This is a genomic window from Paenibacillus sp. IHB B 3415, from assembly GCF_000802655.2.
GTDB lineage: Bacteria > Bacillota > Bacilli > Paenibacillales > Paenibacillaceae > Paenibacillus_AQ > Paenibacillus_AQ phytohabitans.
In genome coordinates, this window is sequence record NZ_JUEI01000027.1 from 1 (window position 1) to 26125 (window position 26125).

At 50.8% G+C, this 26125-nt stretch carries 24 protein-coding genes and 1 pseudogene; 21 read left to right on the forward strand and 4 right to left on the reverse strand.

Translation table 11 applies throughout. The features are described from left to right. Positions 1–331, reverse strand: a pseudogene (locus QW71_RS14550) (glycosyltransferase); the annotation flags it as partial. Between the two features lie 89 nt (positions 332–420). Beyond that, complete coding sequence (locus QW71_RS14555; RefSeq protein WP_047013782.1) at positions 421–1239, reverse strand: hypothetical protein; 819 nt, start codon at positions 1237–1239, stop codon at positions 421–423. Positions 1240–1542: 303 nt separating this feature from the next. Between QW71_RS14555 and QW71_RS14560 the strand changes: the two genes are divergently transcribed. The 3 genes from QW71_RS14560 to pulA all read left to right on the forward strand — a co-directional run bounded on the left by QW71_RS14560 (position 1543) and on the right by pulA (position 7875). Next, entirely contained in the window at positions 1543–5097 is a 3555-nt protein-coding gene (locus QW71_RS14560; RefSeq protein ID WP_039299353.1) for a PAS domain-containing hybrid sensor histidine kinase/response regulator, read from the forward strand. Continuing rightward, positions 5094–5720 carry a C39 family peptidase gene (locus QW71_RS14565; RefSeq protein ID WP_052770037.1) on the forward strand — a complete coding sequence of 209 codons (627 nt, stop codon included), beginning with the start codon at positions 5094–5096 and terminating at the stop codon, positions 5718–5720. The genes QW71_RS14560 and QW71_RS14565 overlap by 4 nt, the downstream gene beginning before the upstream one ends. A 199-nt stretch (positions 5721–5919) precedes the next feature. Further along, entirely contained in the window at positions 5920–7875 is a 1956-nt protein-coding gene (gene pulA / locus QW71_RS14570) for a type I pullulanase (protein WP_039299355.1), read from the forward strand. A gap of 106 nt (positions 7876–7981) precedes the next feature. Here pulA and QW71_RS14575 read toward each other — a convergent pair whose 3' ends face one another. Together QW71_RS14575 and QW71_RS14580 are read right to left on the reverse strand one after the other, a co-directional pair. Then, complete coding sequence (locus QW71_RS14575; RefSeq protein ID WP_235441466.1) at positions 7982–8206, reverse strand: helix-turn-helix domain-containing protein; 225 nt, start codon at positions 8204–8206, stop codon at positions 7982–7984. A 29-nt stretch (positions 8207–8235) separates the two neighbouring features. Further along, positions 8236–8838 carry a sigma-70 family RNA polymerase sigma factor gene (locus tag QW71_RS14580; protein ID WP_039299360.1) on the reverse strand — a complete coding sequence of 201 codons (603 nt, stop codon included), beginning with the start codon at positions 8836–8838 and terminating at the stop codon, positions 8236–8238. 350 nt (positions 8839–9188) lie between these two features. Here QW71_RS14580 and QW71_RS14585 point away from each other — a divergent pair, with 350 nt between their 5' ends. The 18 genes from QW71_RS14585 to QW71_RS14670 all read left to right on the forward strand — a co-directional run bounded on the left by QW71_RS14585 (position 9189) and on the right by QW71_RS14670 (position 26105). Next, positions 9189–9941 carry a peptidoglycan-binding protein gene (locus tag QW71_RS14585; RefSeq protein WP_052770038.1) on the forward strand — a complete coding sequence of 251 codons (753 nt, stop codon included), beginning with the start codon at positions 9189–9191 and terminating at the stop codon, positions 9939–9941. A gap of 110 nt (positions 9942–10051) precedes the next feature. Continuing rightward, positions 10052–10735 (forward strand): hypothetical protein, encoded by a 684-nt coding sequence (locus QW71_RS14590; protein WP_039299363.1) that lies wholly within the window; start codon positions 10052–10054, stop codon positions 10733–10735. A 175-nt stretch (positions 10736–10910) separates the two neighbouring features. Next, positions 10911–11237, forward strand: coding sequence for a PadR family transcriptional regulator (locus QW71_RS14595; RefSeq protein ID WP_039299366.1), 327 nt, complete (start codon positions 10911–10913; stop codon positions 11235–11237). A 5-nt stretch (positions 11238–11242) separates the two neighbouring features. After that, a complete protein-coding gene (locus tag QW71_RS14600; RefSeq protein ID WP_039299603.1) occupies positions 11243–12217 on the forward strand; it encodes a permease prefix domain 1-containing protein in 975 nt (324 codons plus the stop codon). Between the two features lie 282 nt (positions 12218–12499). Beyond that, entirely contained in the window at positions 12500–13984 is a 1485-nt protein-coding gene (locus QW71_RS14605; RefSeq protein WP_039299369.1) for a glutamate synthase subunit beta, read from the forward strand. Between the two features lie 621 nt (positions 13985–14605). Then, positions 14606–15148: a phosphodiesterase gene (gene yfcE / locus QW71_RS14610; RefSeq protein WP_039299370.1), complete on the forward strand. Its 543-nt coding sequence runs from the start codon at positions 14606–14608 to the stop codon at positions 15146–15148. Positions 15149–15295: 147 nt separating this feature from the next. Then, complete coding sequence (locus QW71_RS14615) at positions 15296–16330, forward strand: agmatine/peptidylarginine deiminase (RefSeq protein WP_039299372.1); 1035 nt, start codon at positions 15296–15298, stop codon at positions 16328–16330. Positions 16331–16352: 22 nt separating this feature from the next. Next, positions 16353–17228 (forward strand): N-carbamoylputrescine amidase, encoded by an 876-nt coding sequence (gene aguB, locus QW71_RS14620; RefSeq protein WP_039299374.1) that lies wholly within the window; start codon positions 16353–16355, stop codon positions 17226–17228. Positions 17229–17488: 260 nt separating this feature from the next. Beyond that, entirely contained in the window at positions 17489–18304 is an 816-nt protein-coding gene (locus QW71_RS14625) for a transporter substrate-binding domain-containing protein (protein ID WP_039299376.1), read from the forward strand. A 110-nt stretch (positions 18305–18414) separates the two neighbouring features. Next, positions 18415–19062 carry an amino acid ABC transporter permease gene (locus QW71_RS14630; RefSeq protein WP_039299378.1) on the forward strand — a complete coding sequence of 216 codons (648 nt, stop codon included), beginning with the start codon at positions 18415–18417 and terminating at the stop codon, positions 19060–19062. Between the two features lie 15 nt (positions 19063–19077). Beyond that, a complete protein-coding gene (locus QW71_RS14635) occupies positions 19078–19800 on the forward strand; it encodes an amino acid ABC transporter ATP-binding protein (RefSeq protein WP_039299605.1) in 723 nt (240 codons plus the stop codon). A gap of 256 nt (positions 19801–20056) precedes the next feature. Continuing rightward, positions 20057–20503 carry a tellurite resistance TerB family protein gene (locus QW71_RS14640; protein WP_039299380.1) on the forward strand — a complete coding sequence of 149 codons (447 nt, stop codon included), beginning with the start codon at positions 20057–20059 and terminating at the stop codon, positions 20501–20503. A 123-nt stretch (positions 20504–20626) separates the two neighbouring features. After that, positions 20627–21223 carry a TerD family protein gene (locus QW71_RS14645; RefSeq protein WP_039299381.1) on the forward strand — a complete coding sequence of 199 codons (597 nt, stop codon included), beginning with the start codon at positions 20627–20629 and terminating at the stop codon, positions 21221–21223. Between the two features lie 38 nt (positions 21224–21261). Then, complete coding sequence (locus QW71_RS14650) at positions 21262–21837, forward strand: TerD family protein (protein WP_039299383.1); 576 nt, start codon at positions 21262–21264, stop codon at positions 21835–21837. Between the two features lie 52 nt (positions 21838–21889). Then, positions 21890–22471, forward strand: coding sequence for a TerD family protein (locus QW71_RS14655; protein WP_039299385.1), 582 nt, complete (start codon positions 21890–21892; stop codon positions 22469–22471). A 93-nt stretch (positions 22472–22564) separates the two neighbouring features. Further along, positions 22565–23887 carry a TerD family protein gene (locus QW71_RS14660; protein WP_039299388.1) on the forward strand — a complete coding sequence of 441 codons (1323 nt, stop codon included), beginning with the start codon at positions 22565–22567 and terminating at the stop codon, positions 23885–23887. 27 nt (positions 23888–23914) lie between these two features. Further along, positions 23915–24658, forward strand: a complete 744-nt coding sequence (locus QW71_RS14665; protein ID WP_039299391.1) for a TerC family protein — start codon at positions 23915–23917, stop codon at positions 24656–24658. A 238-nt stretch (positions 24659–24896) separates the two neighbouring features. Then, positions 24897–26105 carry an HpcH/HpaI aldolase/citrate lyase family protein gene (locus QW71_RS14670; RefSeq protein ID WP_047013783.1) on the forward strand — a complete coding sequence of 403 codons (1209 nt, stop codon included), beginning with the start codon at positions 24897–24899 and terminating at the stop codon, positions 26103–26105. The last annotated feature ends 20 nt before the right edge of the window (positions 26106–26125 follow it).

Below are 26125 nucleotides of genomic sequence, written 5' to 3' on the forward strand. Positions count from 1 at the left end.
GCAGGAACAGCAACACCGGAGTGCCGGGGTGCCGCCGTTTGACGGCGGCCAGCAGCAGCGGCCGGTTATCAATCTGAATCAGTTCAAAGGGTTCTGCCGCCTCCAGATATCCGAGAACCGCGCTGCGGTACCGGGCAGGGGTGCCGGAAGGAAGGCGGATGAACCTGACCTGCTCTATTTCGTCAGTGTCCGGGAGTCCCGGCGATCTCCGGCTCACTATAGTTACCTTGTGCCTTCGGGCAAGCCGCCGTGCAATATTCCAGATGCAGATCTCTACAGAGCCATCCCCTGGAACCGGGAACTGTTCGGGTGCAATGATGCAGATACGCATAGTGAATGCCTCCTCCCGCCGCATGATGATGGTCTTCTTTAACTACCATATGCGCCCGTACGGGTGGAAGATACAGGACAGGCAGGAGTTCAAGTGCCGATTTGCTTATGGGTAGCGGTAATAATCGCTGCAATCTTCTGCTCCAGCTCAATAATCTTCAGCTTGCTGGCTGCAATTTGCCGGTAGCCGGAGACCATTGAGGATAGGGATTGGCCGGCCAGGACGGAGTTCTGCTTCCGGACCGCAGATTTGAAATCGCTCCAGTCTGCGGTAAGCCGTTTGTTTAATGCGGAGGCTGCACTTTTTTGGGTTTTCATTGAAATTTGCGCATAGTCCATTCCGGCCAGAATCTTGCGGGCGGCGGCAACCCGCTTGGTGCGTGTATCCTTGGCAGCCTTGAGCAGGGCCTCCTTGTCGCGTATCTCCTGGCGGGCCAGCTGTACAAGGAGCTTCATTGCCTCGGACTGGGCCTTCAGTACGGAATTCAGCGTCTTGTCCTTCAGCCCTTTGAGCAGGGAAATCCGTTTGTTGAGTGTGCTGTATTGATCGAACAGCGGCTGGTAGCGTTCCTTGGCGCTGCTGACAGCTGCGGTAAGACGGGCTACGGAAGCCTGGTCTATATTCTTGATGGCCTCCCGGACAACAATCAGCGCCTCTGCATTCTGATCATGAAGCGCTCTAATCTGTACCTCCCGGCTGTCATATTGGGCTGACAGGAGGGATAACTCGCTGTACTGGCTCTTCAGCCGGACGCGGACAGTACTATCTGCCGCTGCCGCTGTAAGATCAAAAGACGCCTGAACCGATGCGGTTATTACCGTCGGAGATGCAGAAGCAGACCCGGCCAGAGTGGCCAGGGCAATCAGCAGGGAGAGCAGCGTTAAGGCGTTCCTGCACAGATTCCTCATTAATATTCCTCCTCTTGTTTCCGTGTCCCGATAATGCACGCAAAAAAGCACCCGCAGTAAAGGCCAATAGGCCTCTATTACGGGTGCTTCCAGCGTAATGAGTCACGGTTATATAATTACCTTTTAATATAGGGCGCACTTCTGGAATAGTCAATATTTACAATTTGAATTTTCCTGATCCAATGGGGGCTTCACGTTTCATTCCCTGCTACTCTTATCGTATACTGTGAAATATAGAAGGACAAGCGAAGACAACAGAGAGTCTGCAGAAGCGCCGGCTCGAGATGAAGGAGGCCTTGTTTAATGGATAACTTGGCAGAGAATAGAACCATTCTGGATCAAGCGTTCCTGATGTCTCCAGTGGGGATGGCCGTGCTGTCTTCTGAAGGAGGCCGCTGGGTCATGGTTAACCCTGCTTTTTGCACGATGCTTGGCTGCAGTGAACCGGAGTTTCTCGCGGGCGCTTTATCGGGGACAGGCCGGGTCCGGCCGGAAGAGCAGCGGGGATTCTCTTTACCCGAAATCATGAAGGAGCTATCGCAGACAAACGGGCAGCCCCTTGTGAAAGAGCTGCGTTTCCCGGGCAGCGGCGGGCGGCCGTTCTGGCTCTCCCTTACGTTTGTTCCGGCAGAAGCAGGACGGATAGACCGGAATATTATTGTATATGCACAGGATGTTACGGACCGCAAGATTGCTGACCAGCTGACAGTAGACAGCCGCGATCTGTACAACTTATTTATAAAAGATGATCAGAGCATGATTTCCTTCTCGCTGCCGGACGGGACGTTAAGCTTTATTTCCCCCTCCTCCTTCCCGCAGATCGGGTATCTGCCGGAGGAGATGATCGGAAGAAACCGGACAGAATTCTATCATCCGGATGATATTGACGGGATCAGCAGCTCCAACGGCCTGTTGAAGAATGATACTTACAGCCGCCGGTTACGTCACAAGGACGGGCATTATTTGTGGTTTGAGATGTCTTTTCATGAAATCCGGGGTGAGAACGGCGAAATTACACGAATTATGGGAATCGGGCGTAATGTGACCCGGCGTAAGCAGAGCGAGGAAGCGCTCGCCATCGCCCAGAGGGTAGCCAGAATTGGTTCGTGGGGCTGGGATTTGACCAAGGGGAAGCTGTCATTCTCGGAAGAGGTGCGGCGTATTCTGCAGAATGCTGTCGGGAATGAGAATGTGGATTATGAAGCTTTCATGGCTCTGGTTCATCCGGAGGATTTCTCTCTCCTGCAAGCTGCTGTAGAGCGTGCTGTAATCAAGGGGGAGTCCGGTGACACGTCTTACCGGCTGATTCTGCCGAATGGAGATATCCTGGCTGTACACATCCAGTGGGATGTAACCTTCGGACCGGGCGGCCAGCCGGTTCAGCTGATCGGCATGATGCAGGATATTACCGAGCGGATGCAGATGGAGCGGCTGCTGCGGGAGAGCGAACGCAATTTCCGCCTGATGTCGGAGAATTCGCTCGATCTGATTTCCCGCCACGCCATCAAGGACAGCATCTTCCTGTACTGCTCACCGGCCATTCGATCGCTGCTCGGTTATGAGCCTGAAGAGATGATCGGTACCAGCGCCTATCATTATTTGCATCCGGATGATCTGGAGATGATGAGAGCGATTATGGCTGAAAGCGAGATCTCCGGGTTTATCCGGCCGGTCTCCTACCGCTATCGCCATAAGAACGGCAGCTACATCTGGTTTGAGACGAACAGCCGTTATATTTTTGATGAGCAGGGTCAAGCGGTGGAGATTATTGCTGTCGGCCGGAATATTACAGAACGCAAAGAGTTCGACTCGAAGCTGCAGGAGAGCGAGCAGCGCTACAAATCGTTGTTCGAGTATAATCCTTCCGCGGTATATTCCATGAATCTGCAGGGTGAATATCTCACGGCCAATCCCTATTTGGAGGAGCTTAGCGGGTACTCGCTGGACGAATTGCTGGGTAATTACTTCGGACCGTTCGTGGCGGATAAGGATATCGGGAAGACGATGCATCATTTCACTCTGGCTACCCAAGGCATTCCCCAGAGCTATGACCTTACGCTGATTCATAAGGATGGCCATCTGGTGGAGATTAACACGACCAATATTCCTATTATTGTGGACAAACAGGTTGTAGGTGTATATGGAATATCCCGCGACATTACGGACCGTATCCGTTACACCGAGCAGATTGAGAAGCTGGGCAATGACTACACTTTGATCCTGAATGCGGTCTCCGAAGGGATATTCGGTCTGGATACCGAGGGGAAAGTAACCTTTATTAATCCCGCCGGGGCACAGATGCTGGGCTTTGAATATGGAGAGATCACAGGCCATCCTTACCTGGACCACCTTCAACAGACGGCGCTGGACGGCATTCATTACCGGCCGGAGGAATCGCCGCTGATGCGGGCGGTGCGGGCAGGGGAATCTCATCAGAGCAAAGATGCGGTGTTGTGGCGCAAGGACGGCTCCAGCTTTCTGGCCGAATATCAGGTTACCCCTCTGTTTGACAAGGGCGAGCGCAAGGGAGCGGTAGTTGTCTTCCGTGACATTACCGATGAGAAGGAGATTATTAGAGCGAAGGAGCTGGCAGAGAAAGCAGACCAGGCCAAATCGGAATTCCTCGCCATCATGAGCCATGAACTGCGGACGCCGATGAACGGAATTATGGGGATGACAGATCTGCTCACAGAGACGGAGCTTAATGAGGAGCAGCGGGGATATGCTGAGATCATTAGCGACAGCAGCGCGTCCCTGTTATATATTCTTAATGAAATTCTGGATTTCAGCAAAATAGAAGCCGGTAAAATGACGCTTACTTATGAGCCGGTCAGCCTGGAAGGACTGCTTGAAAGCGTAACGGAGCTGTTCACGCCCAAAGCCCGGGAGAAGGGCATTGAACTCTCCTGCCATAGGGCTCATGATGTGCCGGAGCTGATTATGGGCGATGCCGCCCGCCTGCGCCAGGTGCTGGTGAACCTCGTCAGCAATGCGGTCAAATTCACGGAGAAGGGCCAAGTCTCTATCCATCTCGGTACGGAATACTGCCGGGACCGCAGGAAGCTGATATTGAAATTCAGTGTGCTGGATACAGGAATCGGAATTTCGCCGGAGAAACAGCCGCTGTTGTTCCAGTCCTTCTCCCAGCTTCATCCGTCCATCAACCGCAAATATGGGGGAACCGGACTGGGCCTCGCGATCTGCAAACGGCTGGTTGAGCTGATGGGCGGAGCGATCACAGTGGAGAGCGTTGAAGGAGAAGGCTCGGATTTCTATTTCACACTGCCTATAGATATTGACATCGATCCTGATGGAGGGGGGGCGGAATCAAACGATTCTGCTGACTCCGATCAGCATGTATCTGTACCGGTTACCCCGGCAGATCAAGGGGGATCAGCCGGAAGCAGCCTTGAGCCTGAGGCTGCCGGCAAGGAACTGCTGCTTCCTGCGCAAGGGGGGCTGCCTGCTGCCAAATTCGGACCTGTGCGCATTCTGATCGCGGAGGATCATCCGGTTAATCAGAAGCTGCTGCTGACCATGCTCCGTACAAGAGGATATACTGCTGACCTCGTAGACAACGGCAGCGGGGCGCTGCAGGCTGTGCTCCGCAAGCCGTATGATCTTGTATTTATGGATGTGCAAATGCCGGTGATGAGCGGCCTGACGGCTACGGCCAGAATCCGCCAGCAGGCTCCTCCGGATCATCAGCCTTATATCACGGCAGTGACAGCCTATGCCAGGGATGAGGACAGGGAACGCTGTTACGCGGTCGGTATGGATGACTTTGTCAGCAAGCCGTTCCTGACCACGGATATTGAACGTGTATTGCAGCAATGCCGGAATAGGGTATCCCTATGAGCGGACAGCCGTCCAGGCGGCAGTTGAAGGCGGAACCGTATACGCAGTGGGAAGCGGGAGTAGCCTCCCCCGCCTCAGCCTGCGGTCCGGCAACTATGGCCGCGCTTATGGAATATTGGCACACGCGTATGGGCAGGCTGTTTATTCCGGGGGCCGGTCATTTTGATTCCAAAGCAGCACATATCAATTACATATACACTCATCATGGCGGAACACCTTGGGGGATGAGTGTGCGCAGCTTCGCCAAAGGTCTCCGGGCCTACATCAGCCATGCTGCTCCGCGCGGGAAAGATAGCTCCAGACTGCTTACGGTATCCGTATTTAATGATATTGCAAAATACAAAGCCGAGATCGATGCCTCGCGGCCTGTAGCGCTTAAATTTGATAAATGGTTCAGCCTCCGCTGGCGGGGAAGTTATGTCTATGATTATCATTGGGTGCTTGGAATCGGTTATGAGGATAACGCTGATGGCACATGTACGCTGGTTGTCCATGACAATGGGGTACGGCATCCGGGCCGCGGGCATATTCCCGGCCGGGAGCGGCGCATTTCATATACAGCGAATCAGGCAATCCTTACAATGGTGGCGCTTAACATAGCGGAATCCTCAGAGGCACCTTAACCGCATAAGGAAGGGCTAACCTGCCGGCTGGGGTGCATGACGGGACAGCTGAGAGGTCTGACCTTCCGGTACTGCATAATACAAACGTTTGCACAAAACGTAAGACTAGGATAAAATTCCATTTATGAAGAATGGATTTAGTGTAACTCCCAGTATAAGCAGACGTATATTTTAATAAAGGGTAAAGGAGGCGGGGGCCTTGTCCGTACAAAAGGAAATGAAGGAACCAATCTATTATGGCGATCCGGCGGCTACCAGCGGTATATCCGTGTTTGACCGGGAATTTGATGAACTGTTCAGCTACGACGGGAGCGATCTTGGCTTGAGCTATTCAGTGACCGGCTCGGCGTTCTGTTTATGGGCGCCTACCGCCCAGGAAGCAGAGCTTGTGCTCTATGAAACATGGCAGGAGGCAGCCGGACAGCATATTCCTATGATCCGGGATGTCCGGGGAACCTGGAGAATCACCGTTCCCGGTGATCTGAACGGGAAATTCTACACCTACCGTGTGCGGCTGGGCGATTTGTGGAATGAAGCAGCAGATCCCTACGCCCGTGCTGTCGGCGTGAATGGTGACAGAGGTGCGGTTCTTGATATGCGCAAGACAGATCCTGAGCATTGGACGCAGGATCAGCCGCCGCTGGATGATCCTGTTGATGCGGTGATCTATGAGCTTCATCTGCGAGACCTGTCAATGCATCCCGCCAGCGGGATTACGCATAAAGGACAATATTTAGGCCTGGCAGAAGCCGGGACGCGCGGCCCTGAAGGGATTCCGACCGGCCTTGACCATATTGCCGCCCTTGGGGTGACTCATGTGCAGCTGCTCCCTGTCTACGATTATGCTACGGAGAGCGTAGATGAGACCCGGCTGGATCAGCCGCATTATAACTGGGGATATGATCCCAAGAACTATAATGTGCCTGAAGGCTCCTATGCTACAGACCCGTATCTGCCGGGCCTGCGCATCAAGGAGCTGAAGACTATGATACAGGCGCTGCATGACCGCGGCCTTCGTGTCATAATGGATGTTGTTTACAATCATGTCTATGACGGGTTCCGCGTGAATTTTACCAAGCTGGTTCCCGGCTATTATCTGCGCTATAAAGCGGACGGCCGGCTGTCCAACGGCTCCGGCTGCGGTAACGACACCGCTTCTGAACGGAAGATGATGTCACGTTTCATCGTGGAGTCGGTAGTCTACTGGGCTGAAGAATATCATATCGACGGCTTCCGCTTCGATCTGATGGGCTTGCTTGATATTAGCACCATGACAGAAATCCGCCGCCGGCTCGATGAGCTTGATCCTTCCCTGATGACTATAGGGGAGGGCTGGGTGATGGATACGGAGCTGGCAGAGGATCTCCGCGCCAACCAGCGCCATGCCAATGAGCTGCCGGGCATCGGACATTTCAACGACGGTTACCGCGATGCGGTCAAAGGTAATATTTTTCTGCATGACCAGAAAGGCTTCATTAGCGGCGGTAGCGGCTTTGAACGGAATGTGAAGGCCGGGATTGCCGGAGGGATCTACTACGGGCCGGGCCTCGGGCAATACGCCCAGGAGCCGCAGCAAAGTGTTAACTATGTGGAGTGCCATGACAACCACACGTTATGGGATAAGCTTCTGCTGTCTACCGGAGGGATAACGGATGAACAGCGCCGCGCCATGCACCGCTTGGCCTCAGCGATGATCCTGACCAGCCAGGGGATTCCCTTCATCCATGCCGGGCAGGAGTTCTTGCGGACCAAGGACGAGATCGAGAACAGCTATAAATCGCCAGTGGAGTACAACTGGCTGGACTGGGAACGCTGCGCCGCTCATGCGGAATCTGTAGATTACATGAAGCGGCTGATTGCGCTGCGCGCGGCACGTCCGGCCTTCCGGCTGCGGACCGCCGATGAAATCCGTGACCATCTGGTCTTCGAGGAGTCTCCGGCGCATTCGGTTGCCTTCTCGCTAAGAGATCATGCCGGGGGAGATTCCGCACAGCATCTCTACGTCCTGTACAATGCCAATCCGGATGGAGCCGTTCTTGAGCTGCCCATGCTGGGGGAATGGACGGTTCTGTTCGGCGAGGAGCATGCGGGGCAGCTGGACAACGGAATTTTAGCGGCTAGAGGCATTGGAATGGTTGTACTGGCTGTGCTGTAAGTGAATTGTTCTACAAATAAACCGGATAAGGCGCAGGCGCTTCCCTTGGGATGCCCTGGCCTTATTTGAGTTTAACTTTATAGAAATGAATGACAATAATACTAAGTTAGTTCGCAGCCTCATATAACCTATTGCAGAAAGAGGAATAATCTGGAGCGGAATTTAGCGGGTAATTCATAATTTTTTTAATTAACATTTCAGTGAGGTCCTGCTCTAAATCATCTTGTTCATTAATAGAAGCCGTAAGGCTAACCTTCTGAATAACCGGTTTGAATCGGATAATAATCTGATGCAGTGCCTCCAGATCTCCTGCTTGTGCCTGTGCAACCATGTTCAACAGCGGGTCTTCTCTGTTTGATTTCATTGGACTTGTAAACCGAGCCGGAGAGTATTCAATGCCTTATTGCGGGTGCTGCCGACAGCTTGGGGGCTGATTCCAAGAATTTTAGCGATCTCGTTGTCCTGATAACCCATAACATAACGAAGTGTTGTTATACTTTGCTGATTACTAGTGAGCATTGAATATAACTCTGCTAATTTCTCGTTGTTAATGGAATCTTGGAAGCCTAATGACTTATTTATGGAGTGTTCTGAGGGAAGGGTATGCTGTTTGCTCATTAACAAATCCCCCAAAGTTTGTTCTCCTTCATCAGAAACTACTTGGTCAAAGATTAACAGATTGCGTCTCCTATATTTTTGATTCCTGCGCATCTGGTCTATAGCATGGAATTTTATAATAGAGTTCATAAATTTAGCAAAGCGGAATTCGAAATAATGTCCTCTGAAAGCTGCCTCGAGCTGTTTCCCGGACCGTTCGTTACCTTTGAGTTGTCTCACAAGTAGAATTCGGTGGAATTCTGACTCAAAAAAAGACTGAATGACCTTGTCCTTAAATAAAATGGGATTTTTTTGTCTATATTCTTGAAAAAATAGTAGTATGTCTTCCCTTTCAATTGGATTCATGGCTGTCCCTCCTAAAATATTGGTTTTATTACATAAGCTAAACTGAAGAGTGGTAGATTGTGGAATGAATTGCAAAGCTTTTGAGTTCAGCTCATAGGTTATAGAATGTGAAACATTAATATAGTGACAACTTTATACGCCCAGTTCCCAGATTTTTTGGGTAGAATCCTCCGTGAAACTAGTGAACCCTGGTTTTCGGGCGGGAGCCATGTGATTATGAAAAAATTCACAAGTGGTTGTTTTTTGAGCTTTTCCTTTCACTTTGTATGATGTAACGATAATTAAGACATGGGATCCGGGAACCCATGATCTTAATCCCGGCGTTAACAATGAGGAAGGAATGATCCGATATGGCGGCAGGACACAATAATGTTGCAGCTGTAGGCACGGCAAACTCAAATTCGATATATGGAACTAATTTTTTAGGGGTGTACAGTCAGGGAAGTACGCATGCTCAGGTAGCTGTTCTCAAAGCAAACCTGAGGCAGTACCGGAGCATTACCCCATCTTATTTATGGACAAGTACCCCCTCTCTTGAAGGAAATACCAGCAATACATTCGATGCAGCGACAACTGCAAATCTTAAGGTATTCCAGAGTAACTCTGGCTTGACGGCAGATGGGAGCTACGGTGCAGGTTCCCGCAATGCGATGCATGCATCTATCGGAGTTTCACCAAGGGGGTGGGTCCGGATTTTTAAGTCAACGTCTGGCTATATAAACTATAATGACACGGTAGTTGGATTGGCCAATGATGCAACGTATAAGCTGGACCACGCATGGTGCACGAGCAGCTGCCGGGATACCTTATACAGTATCGGCTATGCCTTTTATTCCACTTATAGTAAATTAATAGAAGTGAATGACGGAAGTCTGATGGACGGAGCGGATACACCTGAGCACAGTACCCATCAAACCGGGCGGGAAGTTGATATAAGAAATGCAGGTTTGACTGCTGCCGAGGCTAAAAAGTTTTTGGAAATTTGCGTAGCTAATGCTAATGTCAGCAGAGTTATTTACTATACCAACCATGGTTTGACCTCTAGTAAAATCTATATCCGTGCTGATCATGCTGATCATTTCCATGTAGACACGGTTAATTAATTCAGACAAGACCCAGGTTGTTATGCCTGGGTTTTTCTTGTAAATTGTTTACAATAAAAGGCAAAGTGATGGTATTATTGAACTAGATAAAGGCCAAAGGAGGTAACTCTATGCGTATACTCTTCAGAATATGCAGCATGCTGTCACTCGCCGCCCTGATCAGTTGTTCCAGCTCCGGACAGCCCGCCCGGAGCGAAACATTAGCTTCTTCCGCACCTATTGCTACCACTGAACAAACCCCTCCGGCAGAAGTCTCTGAGGCAACCGGGCAGCAGGTGGGAATCGTACAGCCCCTGGTAACAACGATTCCCAAGACCAAGCTGATTAAGAACTTAACCTATACCGGTGGTGAGAAGAAACTTACTATTCAGGGACAAGAATATCCGTCGGCATTTGTGGAAATTGACTTGCATCCTTACGGATTCTATATACCGGATACTATGCAGGAATTCGTTTATGAAGATGGCTCTGAGATTGGACTTAACAAGTCGGAGTTCATTGCCATGAGTGAGGTGGATCGTCTGGTACACCCTGACAATCCACATGAATCGCTTAAATTTGGCGGGGAGATCCTTTTTCAAGACAAGGACCTAATGCAGTATGAGGAATACATTGGCAGCGCAGGTGATGGCGGAGGAGGTACGCGGGTAGACGGTTTTGTATTAAAGCATGACAATACACCAGACATGCTGCTGTACTTTCTGTATTTCAATAGAAATAAGGAGAAGGTGCTTCCGGTTTTTCTGGAAGTGGCAAGAAACATTAAATACATTGAACAGAAGCCGGGATCTTAACTTCGTATTCATGTTAAGCGAATCTTTCGGGAGCAAAGGAACATGCTGTAAGGAAGCGTGTTCCTTTGCTTTTTAATTTAAAATTTTCTCGGGATAAAAACTACTTCATCTGTCGTAGTAATTATGCTACAATGAACATAATTACTACGACAGATGAAGTATGGGAGGCAGGCAATTGATCAGCAGTGACGTTATCCGGGGATACAACGATACTATGATCCTCTACATGCTTCTGGACGGGGAGTCTTATGGCTATGAGATTTCCAAGAATATACGGAGGCTTTCGGAAGAGAAATACATTATGAAGGAAACCACGCTCTATTCCGCATTCACCCGGCTGGAGAAGAACGGATATATCGATTCATTTTATCTGGATGAGACTTTTGGGAAAAGACGTACTTATTACCGTATCACCCCGCAGGGCCTGGCCTATTACCGCGCCAAATGCGAGGAATGGCAAGTCACGCAAGAAGTCATCAACAAATTCATAAAGGAGCTGTGATGAACTTGGATACAATCATAGGTTATCTGAACAATATGTTCGCTTCTCTGCCCAGAACGGAACAGATGCATAAGCTGAAGCAGGAGCTGCTTGGCAACATGGAGGAGAAATATCACGAGCTGAAGGATGACGGGAAGTCGGAGAATGAGGCGGTGGGCATCGTCATTTCCGAATTCGGGAACATTGATGAGCTGGTCAGCGAGCTGGGGATCGGGGAGCACCCTAAGGAAGAGCTGCTTCCAATGCTTACTGAAATGGAGACGGAGGAATTCATCGCTGCCAAAAGGAGATCAGGGCTGCTTATAGGGCTGGGCACAGGGCTGATTATGGTGGGCGCCGGCCTGCTCATTCTGATTGCGAGTCTTGGGGAGAACGGGTTTATGAGATCTGTCTTTTCGGAGGATGCGATGAGCATGATCGGGGTAGGCTTTCTGTTAGTTCTGCTGGTTCCGGCTATTGCGATGTTTATTTACAGCGGCATGCGAATGGAAAAGTATAAATATTTGGAGTCCGGATTCAGTTTGCCTTACCATCTGCAGGCTGAGGTTGAGCGGAAACAGTCCGGTTTTGCTGCAACCTATATGCTGTCGCTCATCATGGGAGTCAGCTTGTGCGTATTATCGCCAATTGCTATTTTTGTAGCTTCAGCCTTTGGGGATGATGCCTCCTCGTATGGGGTTGTGGTGCTGCTGGCCGTTGTGGCTGTAGCTGTATTCCTCTTTGTCTATTACGGAAATATCCGGGGAGCGTATCAGATGCTGCTGAAGACCGGGGATTTCAGTAAAGAAAAGAAGGAAGAGGACCGGGTCATCGGTGCAGTAGCCTCCATCGTCTGGCCGCTGGTTACCTGCGTCTTTCTGGTCAGCGGGTTTGTGTACGATCAGTGGCACATCAACTGGATCGTGTTTCCTGTAACAGGGATTCTGTTCGGGGTATTCAGCTCTGCTTACAATATTCTCAAGGGAAAAGATACAGCCTGAGTTCCGGGTCTGTGCCGTTTGCTGTAAAAGGTGACATTGCTCATGTTCCCGCCTGGCGGATAGATGATAATATGAAGGCATTTATTCCCCGTATTACAACCGTGCAAGAGCCTGTACCGGGGTGATTCCATACCCCTGTGCAGCCTCATGCTTCGCTGCTTTACAGTGACAGAATAACGGCCGGCGACAGAAGAGTAGGTTTCTTTTTGGAGCCGAATGTGGGCATGAATGCCGCTTTTTATAGTTTCGGCGGCCAATCAGAGAGACTCGGAGGAGACAGGAATGGGTAAAGCAACCGGATTTTTAGAATATCAGCGGCGTACGCCTGCTGAGTGCGAGCCTTTGGAACGGATTAAGAATTGGAATGAGTTTTCGGTGCCGCTGGAGGAAGATCAGCTGCGGGAGCAAGGTGCCCGCTGCATGGATTGCGGAACACCATTCTGTCATGTAGGACGTCTGCTGAGCGGAATGGCCAGCGGCTGCCCGCTGCATAACCTGATTCCGGAATGGAATGACATGGTATACCGCGGCAACTGGCAGGTTGCGCTGAAACGGCTGCATAAGACTAATAATTTCCCTGAATTTACAGGACGCGTCTGCCCTTCGCCTTGTGAAGGTGCTTGTACTGTCGGGAAGAACGGCGATCCGGTAACGATTAAATCCATTGAGAAGTCGATTGTAGATAGAGGTTTTGCCGAAGGCTGGATTGTACCTGAGCCGCCGCTTACCCGTACGGGTAAAAAGGTTGCGGTCGTCGGCTCCGGACCTGCGGGGCTTGCCTGTGCAGCGCAGCTTAACAAGGCGGGACACACGGTGACGGTATATGAGCGGGCGGACCGGATTGGCGGTCTGTTGACCTACGGCATTCCGAACATGAAGCTGGATAAGAAGAAGGTTCAGCGCCGGGTGGATCTGCTGACAGCGGAGGGAATTACCTTCATAACCCGGACCGAGATCGGCAGGGATATCCCCGCAGCTCAGCTGCAGGAGGAGCATGATGCCGTAGTTCTCTGCGGCGGATCTACCAAGGCGCGGGAGCTTCCGCTGGAAGGCCGGGAGCTACGGGGCATCCATCAGGCGATGGAGTTCCTCACCCTGAACACGAAGAGCCTGCTGGATTCCGGGCTGGCTGACGGTGAATATCTGTCGGCGGCGGGCAAGGATGTTGTTGTTATCGGCGGAGGCGATACAGGTACGGACTGTGTAGCTACCTCTATCCGCCATGGTTGTCGAAGCGTTATCCAGCTCGAGATTATGCCACAGTCACCGCTAACCCGCCAGCCGGGCAATCCTTGGCCGGAGTGGCCGAAGGTGCTGAAGGTGGACTACGGGCAGCAGGAGGCCGCTTCCCTATATGAAGAAGATCCGCGCCGCTATCTTGTGAACACCAAGCGCTTTGCCGGCGACGAGAATGGACATGTGCAGGAGCTGCACACCGTGCGCATTGAATGGAAGCGTACTGAGGACGGCCGGATGATACCGGTTGAAGTACCGGGCAGTGAAGAGGTTATCCAGGCGCAGCTGGTGCTGCTGGCGCTGGGCTTCACCGGACCGGAGGAAACGGTACTTGGACAGCTTGGTGTAGAGCGCGATGAGCGTTCCAATGTTAAGGCTGAATTTGGCGCGCAGGCCACGAGTGTGGCGGGTGTCTTCACGGCCGGCGACATGCGGCGCGGCCAGAGCCTAGTGGTCTGGGCAATTAACGAGGGGCGGCAGGCTGCCCGTGAAGTGGACCGCTTCCTGACGGGCTCGTCCAACCTGCCATGAGAAGCTTTTAGATATACGGAGTAAGCGGAGTTAACAGCAGGGCGCCCGCCGGGGCGTCTTGCTTTGCGTTAACAGGACGGTGGCGTTTACAATGGATGCATGGAATTACCCCACCCCTCCTGTTTGATTCGTTGCTGGCAGAACCAGAACCGGAGAACTTTAAGTTCACATTGCACAGGCGTAATTGTTGTACGTATTGCAACTTTGATTGGGCGATACCGGGGTGTTTGGGAGGATTGTTGTATGAAATACAGCAATTATCCCGCAAAGCCGCCTGGAGAAGGAGAGTTGCTGTATTTCGTACAACAATTATGGATTAGAGCCGGGAATATGAGGAGAATGTTGTATTTCGTGCAGGATTATATAAAGCTATAGTAAAAAGAAAGAATCGTAGGAACTGTAACAGCGGTAACGTATGCCTGAAGGCTCGTTATGTACAGTATAAATAGTTACCGAATCCACCACCAACAGTGGGTAGTCCAAAAATTCCTGTGGCAGCAGAGGCTGGGATTTCAAAAAATTCACCATATCACCATAGAAGAGACTGAAGCTCAGAGTGGAACTGAGGATGTACCCGGAAATTATTAAGCTCAAGCTATATAACGGAGAGGAAGAACAAAGATGAAACTGATGTTTATTTCCGATATTCACGGGTCGCTGTACTGGCTGGAGCAGGCATTGGCCAAGGCGGAGGAGGAGCAGCCGCACACGCTGGTTATTCTGGGAGACTTCCTGTATCACGGGCCGAGAAATCCGCTGCCGGAGGGTTATAATCCACAGGGGGTCGCCGACAAGCTGAATGCTTACCGTAAATCGCTGGTTGCCGTGAGAGGTAACTGTGATGCTGAAGTAGACCAGATGCTGCTGCAGTTCCCGATGATGGGCGACTACGTAATGATTCTCCATGAGGGCCGGAAGATTTATGCTACGCACGGGCATGGATTCAGCATTGATAACTTGCCGGCGCTGTCCCCGCAGGATGTGTTCATCCAGGGACATACGCATCTGCCGGTGGCGGATGTGAAGGAGGGTATTGTTGTGCTTAACCCCGGATCGATCTCCCTGCCCAAAGAGAACAATCCCAATTCTTACGGAATCCTGGACAATGGTGAATTCAGCATCAAGGATTTCGCCGGCAATGTCATTAAGCATATTACACTGTAAAATAGCAGCATAACGCTGATCCCTCTGGATATTTCCAGGGGGATTATTGCGGTCCGGCAATTGAGCACACAGGCATATTATTGTATGATGGGTGAGGAGCTTGCGGCTAACAGGGCAGCTTCAAATATAAACGGCAGAGGTAACTAAATGACGTATCCCAAAGATTTAAACTATACAATGCCGGCGGAATGGGCCAAGCATGAACGGACCTTCATCTCCTGGCCGGTGCAGGACTCTATGGTATATCCGGACAACCATGCGGCGGTAAGCGCTGGTTATGCTGAGATTATTAAGGCGATTGCCGAATTCGAGCCGGTGACCGTGGTGGTCAATCCGGGTGATATGGAGACTGTAGAACAGCTCGCACTGGGAGCTAATGTGACGCTGCTGCCTATCCGGCATAACGATGCCTGGCTGCGCGATAACGGGCCGACCTTTGTGGTGAATGCTGAAGGCGGGCTTGCCGGCGTGAACTGGAAGTTCAATGCCTGGGGCGGCAAATATTCGCCATGGGATCTTGACGATAAGGTAGCTCCGCAAATTCTGGAGCAGCTGGAGATCAGCAGCTTCGATGCACCGCTTGTAATGGAGGGCGGTTCGATTCATACCGACGGAGAAGGCACACTGCTGACTACCGAAGAATGCCTGCTGAACACGAACCGCAATCCTGAGCTGGAGCGGGAAGAGATTGCCGGCTTAGTGAAGCAATATACGGGAACTGAGTCGATCATCTGGCTGAAGCGCGGCCTCAGCGGGGACGAGACGGACGGTCATGTTGATAATATCGCTTGCTTCGCTGCGCCGGGCAAGGTGATCATCCAGGTCTGCGGGGACCCGCAGGATGAGAACTATGCCATTTCGGAGGAGAACCTGCGTATTCTGGAGCAGGCTACCGATGCCAAGGGACGGAAGCTGGAGATCATCCGCATTCAGCAGCCGCCCCGTGTAGATTATGAAGGCAGCCGGTTGACCCTGAGCTATCTGAATTTCTATTTCGTGAACGGCGGGATTATCCTGCCGGTATTCGGCGGTACGGCGGCAGAGACAGACAGGCTTGCCGAAGAGACGCTTGCCGGGCTGTTCCCGGACCGCAGAATCCGCACAGTGAACGGAATGGCTGTAATCGGTGAAGGCGGGAACGTGCACTGTACCACCCAGCAGATGCCTGCTGTGAAATCGTAGCTTCAAATAAGGAGGAACAACCGTGAGAAAAGTAAAAGTAGCCGCAACACAAATGAGCTGTTCCGGCGACATTGATGAGAATATCCGCAAGGCCGAGACGCTGGTCAGAGAAGCGGCAGCACAGGGCGCGCAGATTATTCTGCTGCAGGAGCTGTTTGAGACACCGTATTTCTGCCAGAAGGAGAAATCCGATTATTACGCCTATGCCACCGAGCTTGAGCACAACAAGGCTGTGAACCATTTCAAGGCGATAGCCAAAGAACTCGAAGTGGTGCTGCCGATCAGCTTTTATGAGAAAAAGAACTACGCGCGTTATAACTCGCTGGCCGTGATTGATGCCGACGGAACGGTGATGGGCAAGTACCGCAAGAGTCATATTCCTGACGGCCCCGGCTATGAAGAGAAGTTCTACTTCAACCCGGGCGATACCGGCTTCAAGGTATGGAATACCCGCTATGCCAAAATCGGCGTAGGCGTCTGCTGGGATCAATGGTATCCGGAAGCAGCACGGGTAATGAGTCTGATGGGTGCGGAGATTCTGTTCTACCCTACCGCTATCGGCTCGGAGCCGCAAGACGGCTCGATCGACTCCAAGGATCACTGGCAGACCTGCATGCTGGGCCATGCAGCCGCTAACCTGATTCCTGTCGTGGCCTCCAACCGGATCGGTGAGGAGGTTGACGAGGATTCGAGCATTAACTTCTACGGCTCTTCGTTCATTGCCGGCCCTCAGGGCAATAAGATTGCCGAAGCCGGGCGCGATGAGCAGGGTGTACTGGTCAGTGAATTTGATCTTGACGCGCTTGAGGTAGGCCGGATCGAATGGGGAATCTTCCGCGACCGCCGTCCGGAGCTGTACCGGCTGATTGCTTCATATGACGGGGATCTGACGTTCTAATTGGAAATGAATGAATTGAATAACAGATTATAATAGTAAGCAGCCAGGAAGCTGCCGGGGATATCACTCTCCGGACAGCCTCCTGGCTGCTTTTATATGAAGATAGACCTGAATTCTAAGATTAGGCGGCTGTAAATGTTACAATACATCGATATTATGTCATGTTATATAACATATGGAGGAAAAGTTAATTGTCATCATCGCTTTAATCTGATAAAATCTCTTTAAGTTATTTTATAAATATGTAGGGGGATTGGAGCATGGGAATCAGAAAAAAATGGGCAATGTCAGGTATGGTGGCATTCCTGGTCCTGGCAATGGCCGGCTGTGGTTCGGATAATAACGCAGGCAGCGGCAATGCGGCCGGAGAGAGCATCAAGTTCGCCAGCGATGCCAGTTATGCACCTATGGAGTATATGGATACAGACACTATCAAGGGCTTTGACATTGATTTCATTAAGGCGGTTATGGAGGAAGCGGGTATTGATTACACCGTGACCAACACAGGCTGGGATACGATGCTGACCAGTGTTCAGCAAGGCACTGAATATCAGGCGGGCCTATCTTCGGTATCCATTACAGATGAGCGCAAGGAAACCTATGACTACTCCATTCCTTATTTCGAATCCACGAACATGATCATGGTCAAGGAAGGCAGCGATATCAAGTCTGCTCTTGATTTGAAGGACAAGAAAGTTGCCGTACAGGCAGCAACTACCGCGGATGATCTGATGAGCGGCATCATGGGGATCGATAACGGCAATCTGAAGCGTTATGACAGCAATGCGGTAGCCCTGATGGAGCTGAACGGCGGCGGAGCGGATGCGGTGGTTGCGGATATCGCCATCGTGAACGAATACATCAAGAACAATCCGAATGAGAAGCTGACCGGTATCATCGACAAGGAGAACTTCGGTTCCGAATATTACGGTATCCTCTATCCTAAGGGCAGTGAATGGAAAGCCAAGCTGGACCCGGCGATCAAGACGATCATCGAGAACGGCAAATATGCGGAAATCTACAAAGAATGGTTCGGCGATGAGCCGGATACGGCCACACTTTTGAGCGCAGAGTAAGCGGAGTAACAATTAAGCATGCGTAATGATTGCTATTGCGCATGCTTCTTTTTTTGAAACACAAGAGAAACATAGAGAAAGCTATAAGCAGAAGAGAAGGGAAGAGTTCTATGGATTTCAGATTTGACATCATCGTTCATTATTTACCGGTTTTACTTAAGGGGACCCTGTTCACCATAGGTGTATCGCTGGTTTCGATCCTGTGCGGGTCCATTCTGGGACTGGTTATCGGGTTCGGCAAAATGGCGCCCAGATGGTATTTCCGCTGGCCGTTTCATGCGTATATCAACATCTTCCGGGGAACACCGCTGTACGTCCAGATTCTGATCGTCCATTTCGGACTCATTCCGTTGTTCTATGGTAAAACCTATGCGCTGATGAGCGCATTTGTGGCGCTCTCGCTCAATTCCGCCGCGTATTCCGCCGAAATTTTCCGTGCCGGCATCCAGTCGATTGACCCCGGACAACGGGAAGCCGCCCTGTCACTCGGGATGACCAAACTACAGGCGATGCGCTTCATTATACTGCCTCAGGCCATCAAACGGATGGTTCCGGCGTTCGGGAATGAATTCATCGTCCTCGTCAAGGATTCCTCGCTGCTGGCGCTGATTGCCGCACCGGAGATTATGTACTGGAGCAACACCATGAAAGGCCAATATCTGCGGATCTGGGAGCCTTATCTGACCGCTGCACTGATCTATTTCATTCTGACCTACTCCCTCAGCAAGCTGCTTAATTATATCGAACGGAAGGTGTAACCCTATATGGAGCCTATTATCTCAGTTAAGCATCTGCATAAATCCTTCGGTGCCCATAAGGTACTGACCGATATCAGCGTCGACATTCACAGCCGGGAGGTTGTGGTGGTGATCGGACCCTCGGGTTCGGGCAAATCGACCTTTCTGCGCTGCCTCAATCTGCTGGAGCAGCCGCAGGAAGGCGATATTATGATTGAAGGTACTTCCTTGATGGCCAAAAGCACAAGGATTAACGATATCCGTACAGAAGTAGGCATGGTCTTTCAGCAGTTCAATCTGTTCCCGCACAAAAAAGTGATCGAGAACATCATGCTGGCCCCGATGCAGGTCCGCAAATGGCCAGAGGACAAAGCCCGTCAAAAAGCGGTGGAGCTGCTGAAAAAGGTGGGGCTGAGCGAGAAGGCGGAGATGTATCCTTCCTCGCTCTCGGGCGGTCAAGCCCAGCGTGTGGCGATTGCGCGCGCACTGGCGATGGAGCCGAAGATCATGCTTTTTGATGAACCGACTTCTGCACTGGACCCCGAAATGGTAGGCGAGGTGCTGGCGGTAATGAAGGATTTGGCCCGCGAAGGAATGACTATGGTCGTAGTAACGCATGAGATGGGCTTTGCCCGTGAAGTGGGAGACCGTGTCCTATTTATGGAGCAGGGAATTGTAGTGGAGCAGGGGGTACCCGAGCAGTTGTTCGGAAATCCGTCACATGAGCGCACCAAGGAATTCCTGTCCAAGGTACTGTGAGAATCTGTCAAAGTAGAATATTGTTATTTAATCGGTTATATTAGAAGAGTAAGAATTAGGCAATGGGACCATCGGTTGAATATCTGCCCGGAATGGCGGGGAGGAGGCTCGGGGATATCTTTTTTTAAAGTATAAGGATTTATGGGCTACGCATAATAATTTATCCTTATATTTCCGGCAGAAGCGGATATGGTGCTTATAGTACGGCACAGCCCGTTCTACTGGTCATAATTCAGAATGATAGAAGGAGAATACGATGAGCACATTTAAAAATTGGCTGAATACGACAAAAAGCGGACTGACAGAACAAGTTAAGAAGTTTAAAAATAAAGACTTTATGAACGCGGTAGTTGCAGGCTGCGCACTGGTTGCTGCGGCTGACGGCAAGATTGAGGAATCCGAGAAGAACAAAATGGCCGGATATATGAACCTCAGCAATGAATTGAAGGTATTTGACATGAGAGATGTCATCAACCAGTTCAACTTCTATGTGAGCAACTTCGAGTTCTCGCCGGAAATCGGCAAGCAGGAAGCGCTCAAATCAATCGCGAAATTCAGCGGCAAACCGGAGATCGGACGTGTCATTGTGGGCGTATGCTCCGCGATCGGTGCGGCTGACGGCGACTTCGATGAGCATGAGAAAGCGGTTGTCCGGAATATCTGCAGTGTGCTTGGACTTAGCCCAAGCGAATTCAGCCTGTAATACAGGCCGGAAGGTATCCGCAATTGGATGAAACTTAGGCGTTTCTCCATCGTATCACTGATATAACACCCGCAAGAAGGACTTACAGGCAGTGATTACTACTGGAAACGGAGGTACGTAAAGTTGGCTGGAATCAATCTGGTAAAAGGTCAGAAGATCGATTTAACTAAAGGGAATGCCGGACTGTCTAACGTTATCGTAGGACTGGGCTGGGACCCTGCCGAACCGGCAAGAGGCTTCTTTGGTGTCAAGAAACAGGCGAATGTGGACTGCGATGCTTCCGCTCTGCTGCTGAATGAGAATGGCAAGCTGACCAATAAGCTGAACCTCGTCTGCTTTCACAACAAACAGAATACGAACAGCTCTGTAGTTCACTCGGGAGATAACCTGACGGGTGAAGGAGACGGGGACGACGAGCAGATCATGGTGAATCTGAAGTCGATTCCTGCCGATGTCCATAAGGTTCTGGTTGTGGTCAACATCTACGATGCGGTGAACCGCAAGCAGGATTTCGGGATGATCAAATCGGCGTATATCCGGATTATCAACGCGGCCGGGAACGGCGAGCTGATCAAGTTTAATCTGACGGACAATTACACAGGCTTCACGGCACTGATCTGCGGGGAGCTATACCGCCATGGCGAAGAGTGGAAATTCGCAGCCATCGGTGAAGGCGCCCACGCGGCACATATCAATCAGCTAGCTGAACAGTACATCTAAGGCCAATAATTCCAATTTGAGAAAAGAGGGTTCTATTCATGGCTATTAACTTATCCAAGGGACAAAAAATCGATTTGACCAAAACTAATCCGGGCTTGTCCAAAATTACAGTCGGCCTCGGATGGGATACGAATAAATACGATGGCGGTAAGGACTTCGACCTCGACGTGTCTGTGTTCCTGACCAATGCTAACGGCAAAGTGGATAAAGAAACGAACTTCATCTTCTTCAACAACAAGCAGAACGAGAACGCTTCCGTTGTTCACACTGGCGATAACCGCACAGGTGAAGGGGATGGAGACGATGAGCAGATTCAAGTAGATTTGCTCAATGTCCCTGCGGATGTTGACAAAATTGCGTTCACCATTACCATCTATGAAGCAGAATCCAGAAGCCAGAACTTCGGACAGGTCTCCCGTTCCTATGTGCGTATCCTCAATGATGCGAACAGTGAAGAACTGATCCGCTTTGACCTGGGTGAAGATTTCTCCGTTGAAACCGGCGTTGTTGTCGGCGAATTGTACCGTAATGGCGCAGAATGGAAATTCAATGCTATCGGCAGCGGCTACAAAGACGGCCTCTCCGGACTGACCCGTGATTACGGTCTGCAATAAGACCCGGGTGACTCCGGGGAATTAAATCTTTGAGGAAAGAAGGTTTTTGCCAGTGACGATTAGTCTTTCCAAAGGACAGCGGATTGATCTTACCAAGACCAATCCGGGCCTGACGAAGGTAGTTGTAGGACTTGGCTGGGATACGAACAAGTATAGCGGCGGCAAGGATTTTGACCTGGATGCTTCAGCATTTCTGCTGCATGAGGACGGCAAAGCCAAAGGCGAAGACGACTTTGTATTCTATAACAACCCTAGCGGCGGGACAGGCTCTGTAACCCATACAGGCGATAACCGTACCGGGGAGGGTGACGGAGACGACGAGCAGATTCTCGTAGATTTTAGCCTGATACCTGCGAATATTCAGCGCATTGGGATTACAGTGACGATCTATGATTATGAGACTCGGGTGCAGAACTTCGGACAGGTATCGAACGCATTTGTTCGTGTTGTAGATGCTTCCAGCGACCGCGAGATTCTGCGGTTTGACCTGGGTGAGGATTTCTCCACCGAGACAGCCGTTGTCTTCTGTGAATTCTACCGCCATGGGGCGGATTGGAAGTTCCAGGCGATCGGCAGCGGGTTTGCCGGCGGACTCAGCGCTCTATGCAAGAATTATGGATTGGATGCACAATAAAGCTTCAAAGGCGGGATCATCATCGATCCTGCCCTTTTTATAGACAAAAGTGTATAAGTTGCACTCTTATCCATTTATAAAGGTGGCGTAAGAATGAGTACTGAAGTAGTTAAAGGGCAGAAAGCAGACCTGACCAAAGGAAACCCGGGAATCCGCAATATCATTGTAGAGATCGGGTGGAAAGCTCCATCTTCCATGGATATTGATGCCTCTGCGTTCCTGCTCGGGGCGCAAGGCAAAGTGAATAGTGACGACGATCTGATCTTTTATAATAACCCTTCTACGCCTTATATCAGATATAAGGATGTGCCGGGTGCAGCTTCGGGAGGACTTAAGCAGTTCGAGGTGGGACTGGACAAGATTCCTGCAGGTATCGCGAAGATAGCCTTTACCCTTACCCTGTATGATGGCGAGAACCGCAAGCAAATGTTCGGACAGATGAGCGAGGCCCAGTGCCGGATCCTGGATCAGGCGACAGGGGCGGAAATTCTGCGGTGTAACCTGGGAAATCATTTCTCTGTGGAAACAGCTGTTGTGGTAGGAGAATTATATAGATACGGCGAAGAATGGAAATTCAGTGCGATCGTTGCAGGCTTCTCCGGCGGACTCAAAGCGCTGTGCGGCAACTATGGCATAGAAGTGGAGGATGAGCCTGCTCCGGCGGCTGCACCGCAGCCTGTGAAGACGGAGGCACCGCCGGAGCGCACGAAGCTTCCGGTGCCGCCGCCTCGGGTAGAGCAAGCCAGACCTGCTATAGTAATTCCTCCTCCGCCTGCGCCGAAGCAGACGGAAGCTCCTGCTCCGCCGCTGAACCTCAATCTGAAGAAGATTGAGCTGAAGAAGAAGGGCGATTCCATCAACCTGAAGAAATCAGCCTCCGGTCTCGGTGAGCTCGTAATCAACCTGAACTGGAATCAGAAGCAGGGTGGTGGACTGTTCAGCCGTAACAAGGGTGGCGTGGATCTCGATCTTGCCTGCCTGTATGAACTCAAGAACGGCAGCAAGGGAGTTGTGCAGGCACTGGGCAATGCGTTCGGCAACCTGCAGCAGCCGCCTTACATCATGCTGGATGGGGATGACCGGACCGGCTCCGTAACATCCGGCGAGAATCTGCGTATAAACGGGAGTAAGGTTGCACAAATCGAAAGAATTTTAGTTTTTTCTTTTATTTACAAGGGAGTTACCAATTGGTCTGAGGCGGATGGGGTGGTTACCCTGAAGCAGGATGGAGGACCGGATATTGTCGTTAATCTGGACGAGCATAACAACCGTAAGGGCATGTGCGCCATCGCGCTGATCCGGAATGTAGGCAACGAGACCTTCAGTATTGAACGGCTTGTGCAATATTTCAGCGGTCATAAGGAGATGGATGAGGCCTATGGCTGGGGGCTTCGCTGGGTAGCGGGCAGCAAATAATTTTATTTTACCGGAGGCGCAAGTGGAATGGACTGGTTCAGTGATTTTTTTAGGAGTATCAGTGAGAATTATGGGCATTTCTTCTCCTGGAGTGATGTTGTAGCGACGCTCTCCGATCCTGTCAGCTGGGGGATTATCGGGAGTCTGGTTCTGCTGGAGGGCCTGCTCTCCGCAGATAACGCGCTCGTGCTGGCGGTAATGGTTAAGCATTTACCGAAAGAGCAGCAGCGTAAGGCACTGTTTTACGGGATACTTGGCGCTTATTTATTCAGATTCCTGGCGATTGGTCTGGGTACCTTCCTGATTGGATTCTGGGAGGTTAAGGCTCTTGGTGCTCTGTACCTCTTCTACATTGCCTATAAAGGTCTGTTTAAGGGTGGCGGAGAAGAAGGGGAGACGAAGAACAAAGGCACCTCTTTCTGGAGGACGGTGCTCCTGGTTGAATTAATGGATATTGCCTTCAGTATTGACAGTGTAGTTGCTGCATTCGGTCTTAGTAATCAAGTCTGGGTGCTATTCCTGGGGGGTATCCTCGGCGTGCTCATGATGCGCGGAGTGGCACAGGTATTCCTTAAGCTGATTGCCAGATTTCCTGAACTGGAACAGTCAGCCTTCCTGCTCATTGCACTTATTGCCGGTAAAATGCTTGCTGGTGCGTTCGGGTATGAGATGCCGCATGTGATCTTCTTCACGGTTCTGATTGCAGTGTTTGTGGGCACAATCCTGTATAGCTCCGCTAAACGCAAAAAAGAAGAAAATCGTAAAGCCTGATTTACCTGATTTATATGTTCATCTCTTCATAGCTGTACAGGAAGCCGGAGAGTTCACGGGAAGGGTGGACTCCGGCGTGCTTCCGGGTAATCGTTATATGTTATAGCATGGCCTTTGCTTGTATTTGAGAAAGCCGGATGCCGTCCCCGAGAGGACGGCATAGCCGGTTCTGCTGCTCTCTATCTATAAGGAGAGGCTATTCGTTTTGTGCTTGGCACAACATTAAGGGGGAAAGGCCTTGAGATATTTCGATTACCTTACGCCAGAACAGGAAACTTCATTATTTCATGTTCCGCCGGTTTCATTTGATCATACTACCAGCAAGGATTTACTGGCTTATGCCGTCGGAGCTGCTCTTTATATGCCTGCTACCCGTTCCAGCGTTGCCGAAGATATTATTAAGCTGAGAGCTTCGGGGCTCGTTACGGTAATTATAGATCTGGAGGATGCCATAGGGGATGGTGAGGTTGATTATGCCGAAGAATCTGTGGTGCGGCATCTCGCCTTCCTGTCCGCTTACGCCGAGAATGATCCCGAGCGGGGTGGCATTCTGCCGCTGCTGTTCATCCGTGTACGCAATCCGGAGCAGCTGCGGGATCTGATTTTCCGGCTGGGATCTTTAATAACGATGCTGACCGGTTTTGTGTTTCCCAAGTTTTCTGTCCTGAACGGTGTGGAATTTTTTGAGGCCATTGCCGACTACAATAATACGCGCGCTTATTCAGCCCCTGTGCTGTACGGAATGCCGATTCTGGAGAATGCTCCAATTATCTACCGGGAGAGCCGGCTGGACAGCCTGCTGGCCATCCGTGATCTGCTGGGGCAATACCGCGAATATGTGCTTAATGTCAGAATTGGAGCAACGGATTTCTCCAGCCTGTTCGGACTGCGGCGCAGTCCCGATATCAGCATCTATGATCTGACGCCGATCCGCGACTGCATGTCGGATATTATTAATATATTTGGCCGTGTGGAAGAAGGGTATGTCATCTCGGGACCCGTGTGGGAATACTTCGCCAACAAAGGACACCGGGTTCTGCGTCCGCAGCTTCGCGAGACTCCTTTTGAAGATACCTATGGCAAACATGGCCGTGAGATGCGGAATAAATACATTTCCAGCTCGATGGATGGCCTGATTCGTGAAGTGATTTTGGACAAGGAAAACGGGATTGTGGGCAAAACGATCATTCATCCTTCCCATCTCAGACCCGTGCAGGCGATGTATACAGTAATGCATGAAGAATATGTGGACGCCTTAAGTATTGTGAACAGCAATGATGGCAGCCGCGGAGTGTTCAAGAGCGAATATTACAACAAGATGAATGAAATTAAGCCGCATTTGAACTGGGCTAGACGTATTTTACTACGATCTCAAATATACGGGGTGTTACATGAACAACAGCATTTTGTCGGATTACTACCCGAGAACGAATATACACACGTTTAATATCGTCGAGAATCTGCAGG

Excerpts from the sequence above, each read along its gene's own strand:
- QW71_RS14605 (WP_039299369.1), top strand. The coding sequence starts at position 12,500 with ATGGGTAAAGCAACCGGATTTTTAGAATATCAGCGGCGTACGCCTGCT.
- QW71_RS14580 (WP_039299360.1), bottom strand. The coding sequence starts at position 8,838 with ATGAATCCAATTGAAAGGGAAGACATACTACTATTTTTTCAAGAATAT.
- QW71_RS14555 (WP_047013782.1), bottom strand. The coding sequence starts at position 1,239 with ATGAGGAATCTGTGCAGGAACGCCTTAACGCTGCTCTCCCTGCTGATT.
- QW71_RS14590 (WP_039299363.1), top strand. The coding sequence starts at position 10,052 with ATGCGTATACTCTTCAGAATATGCAGCATGCTGTCACTCGCCGCCCTG.
- QW71_RS14650 (WP_039299383.1), top strand. The coding sequence starts at position 21,262 with ATGGCTATTAACTTATCCAAGGGACAAAAAATCGATTTGACCAAAACT.
- QW71_RS14660 (WP_039299388.1), top strand. The coding sequence starts at position 22,565 with ATGAGTACTGAAGTAGTTAAAGGGCAGAAAGCAGACCTGACCAAAGGA.
- QW71_RS14575 (WP_235441466.1), bottom strand. The coding sequence starts at position 8,206 with ATGGTTGCACAGGCACAAGCAGGAGATCTGGAGGCACTGCATCAGATT.
- yfcE (WP_039299370.1), top strand. The coding sequence starts at position 14,606 with ATGAAACTGATGTTTATTTCCGATATTCACGGGTCGCTGTACTGGCTG.
- QW71_RS14625 (WP_039299376.1), top strand. The coding sequence starts at position 17,489 with ATGGGAATCAGAAAAAAATGGGCAATGTCAGGTATGGTGGCATTCCTG.
- QW71_RS14560 (WP_039299353.1), top strand. The coding sequence starts at position 1,543 with ATGGATAACTTGGCAGAGAATAGAACCATTCTGGATCAAGCGTTCCTG.
- QW71_RS14630 (WP_039299378.1), top strand. The coding sequence starts at position 18,415 with ATGGATTTCAGATTTGACATCATCGTTCATTATTTACCGGTTTTACTT.
- QW71_RS14615 (WP_039299372.1), top strand. The coding sequence starts at position 15,296 with ATGACGTATCCCAAAGATTTAAACTATACAATGCCGGCGGAATGGGCC.
- QW71_RS14665 (WP_039299391.1), top strand. The coding sequence starts at position 23,915 with ATGGACTGGTTCAGTGATTTTTTTAGGAGTATCAGTGAGAATTATGGG.
- QW71_RS14585 (WP_052770038.1), top strand. The coding sequence starts at position 9,189 with ATGGCGGCAGGACACAATAATGTTGCAGCTGTAGGCACGGCAAACTCA.
- QW71_RS14640 (WP_039299380.1), top strand. The coding sequence starts at position 20,057 with ATGAGCACATTTAAAAATTGGCTGAATACGACAAAAAGCGGACTGACA.
- QW71_RS14565 (WP_052770037.1), top strand. The coding sequence starts at position 5,094 with ATGAGCGGACAGCCGTCCAGGCGGCAGTTGAAGGCGGAACCGTATACG.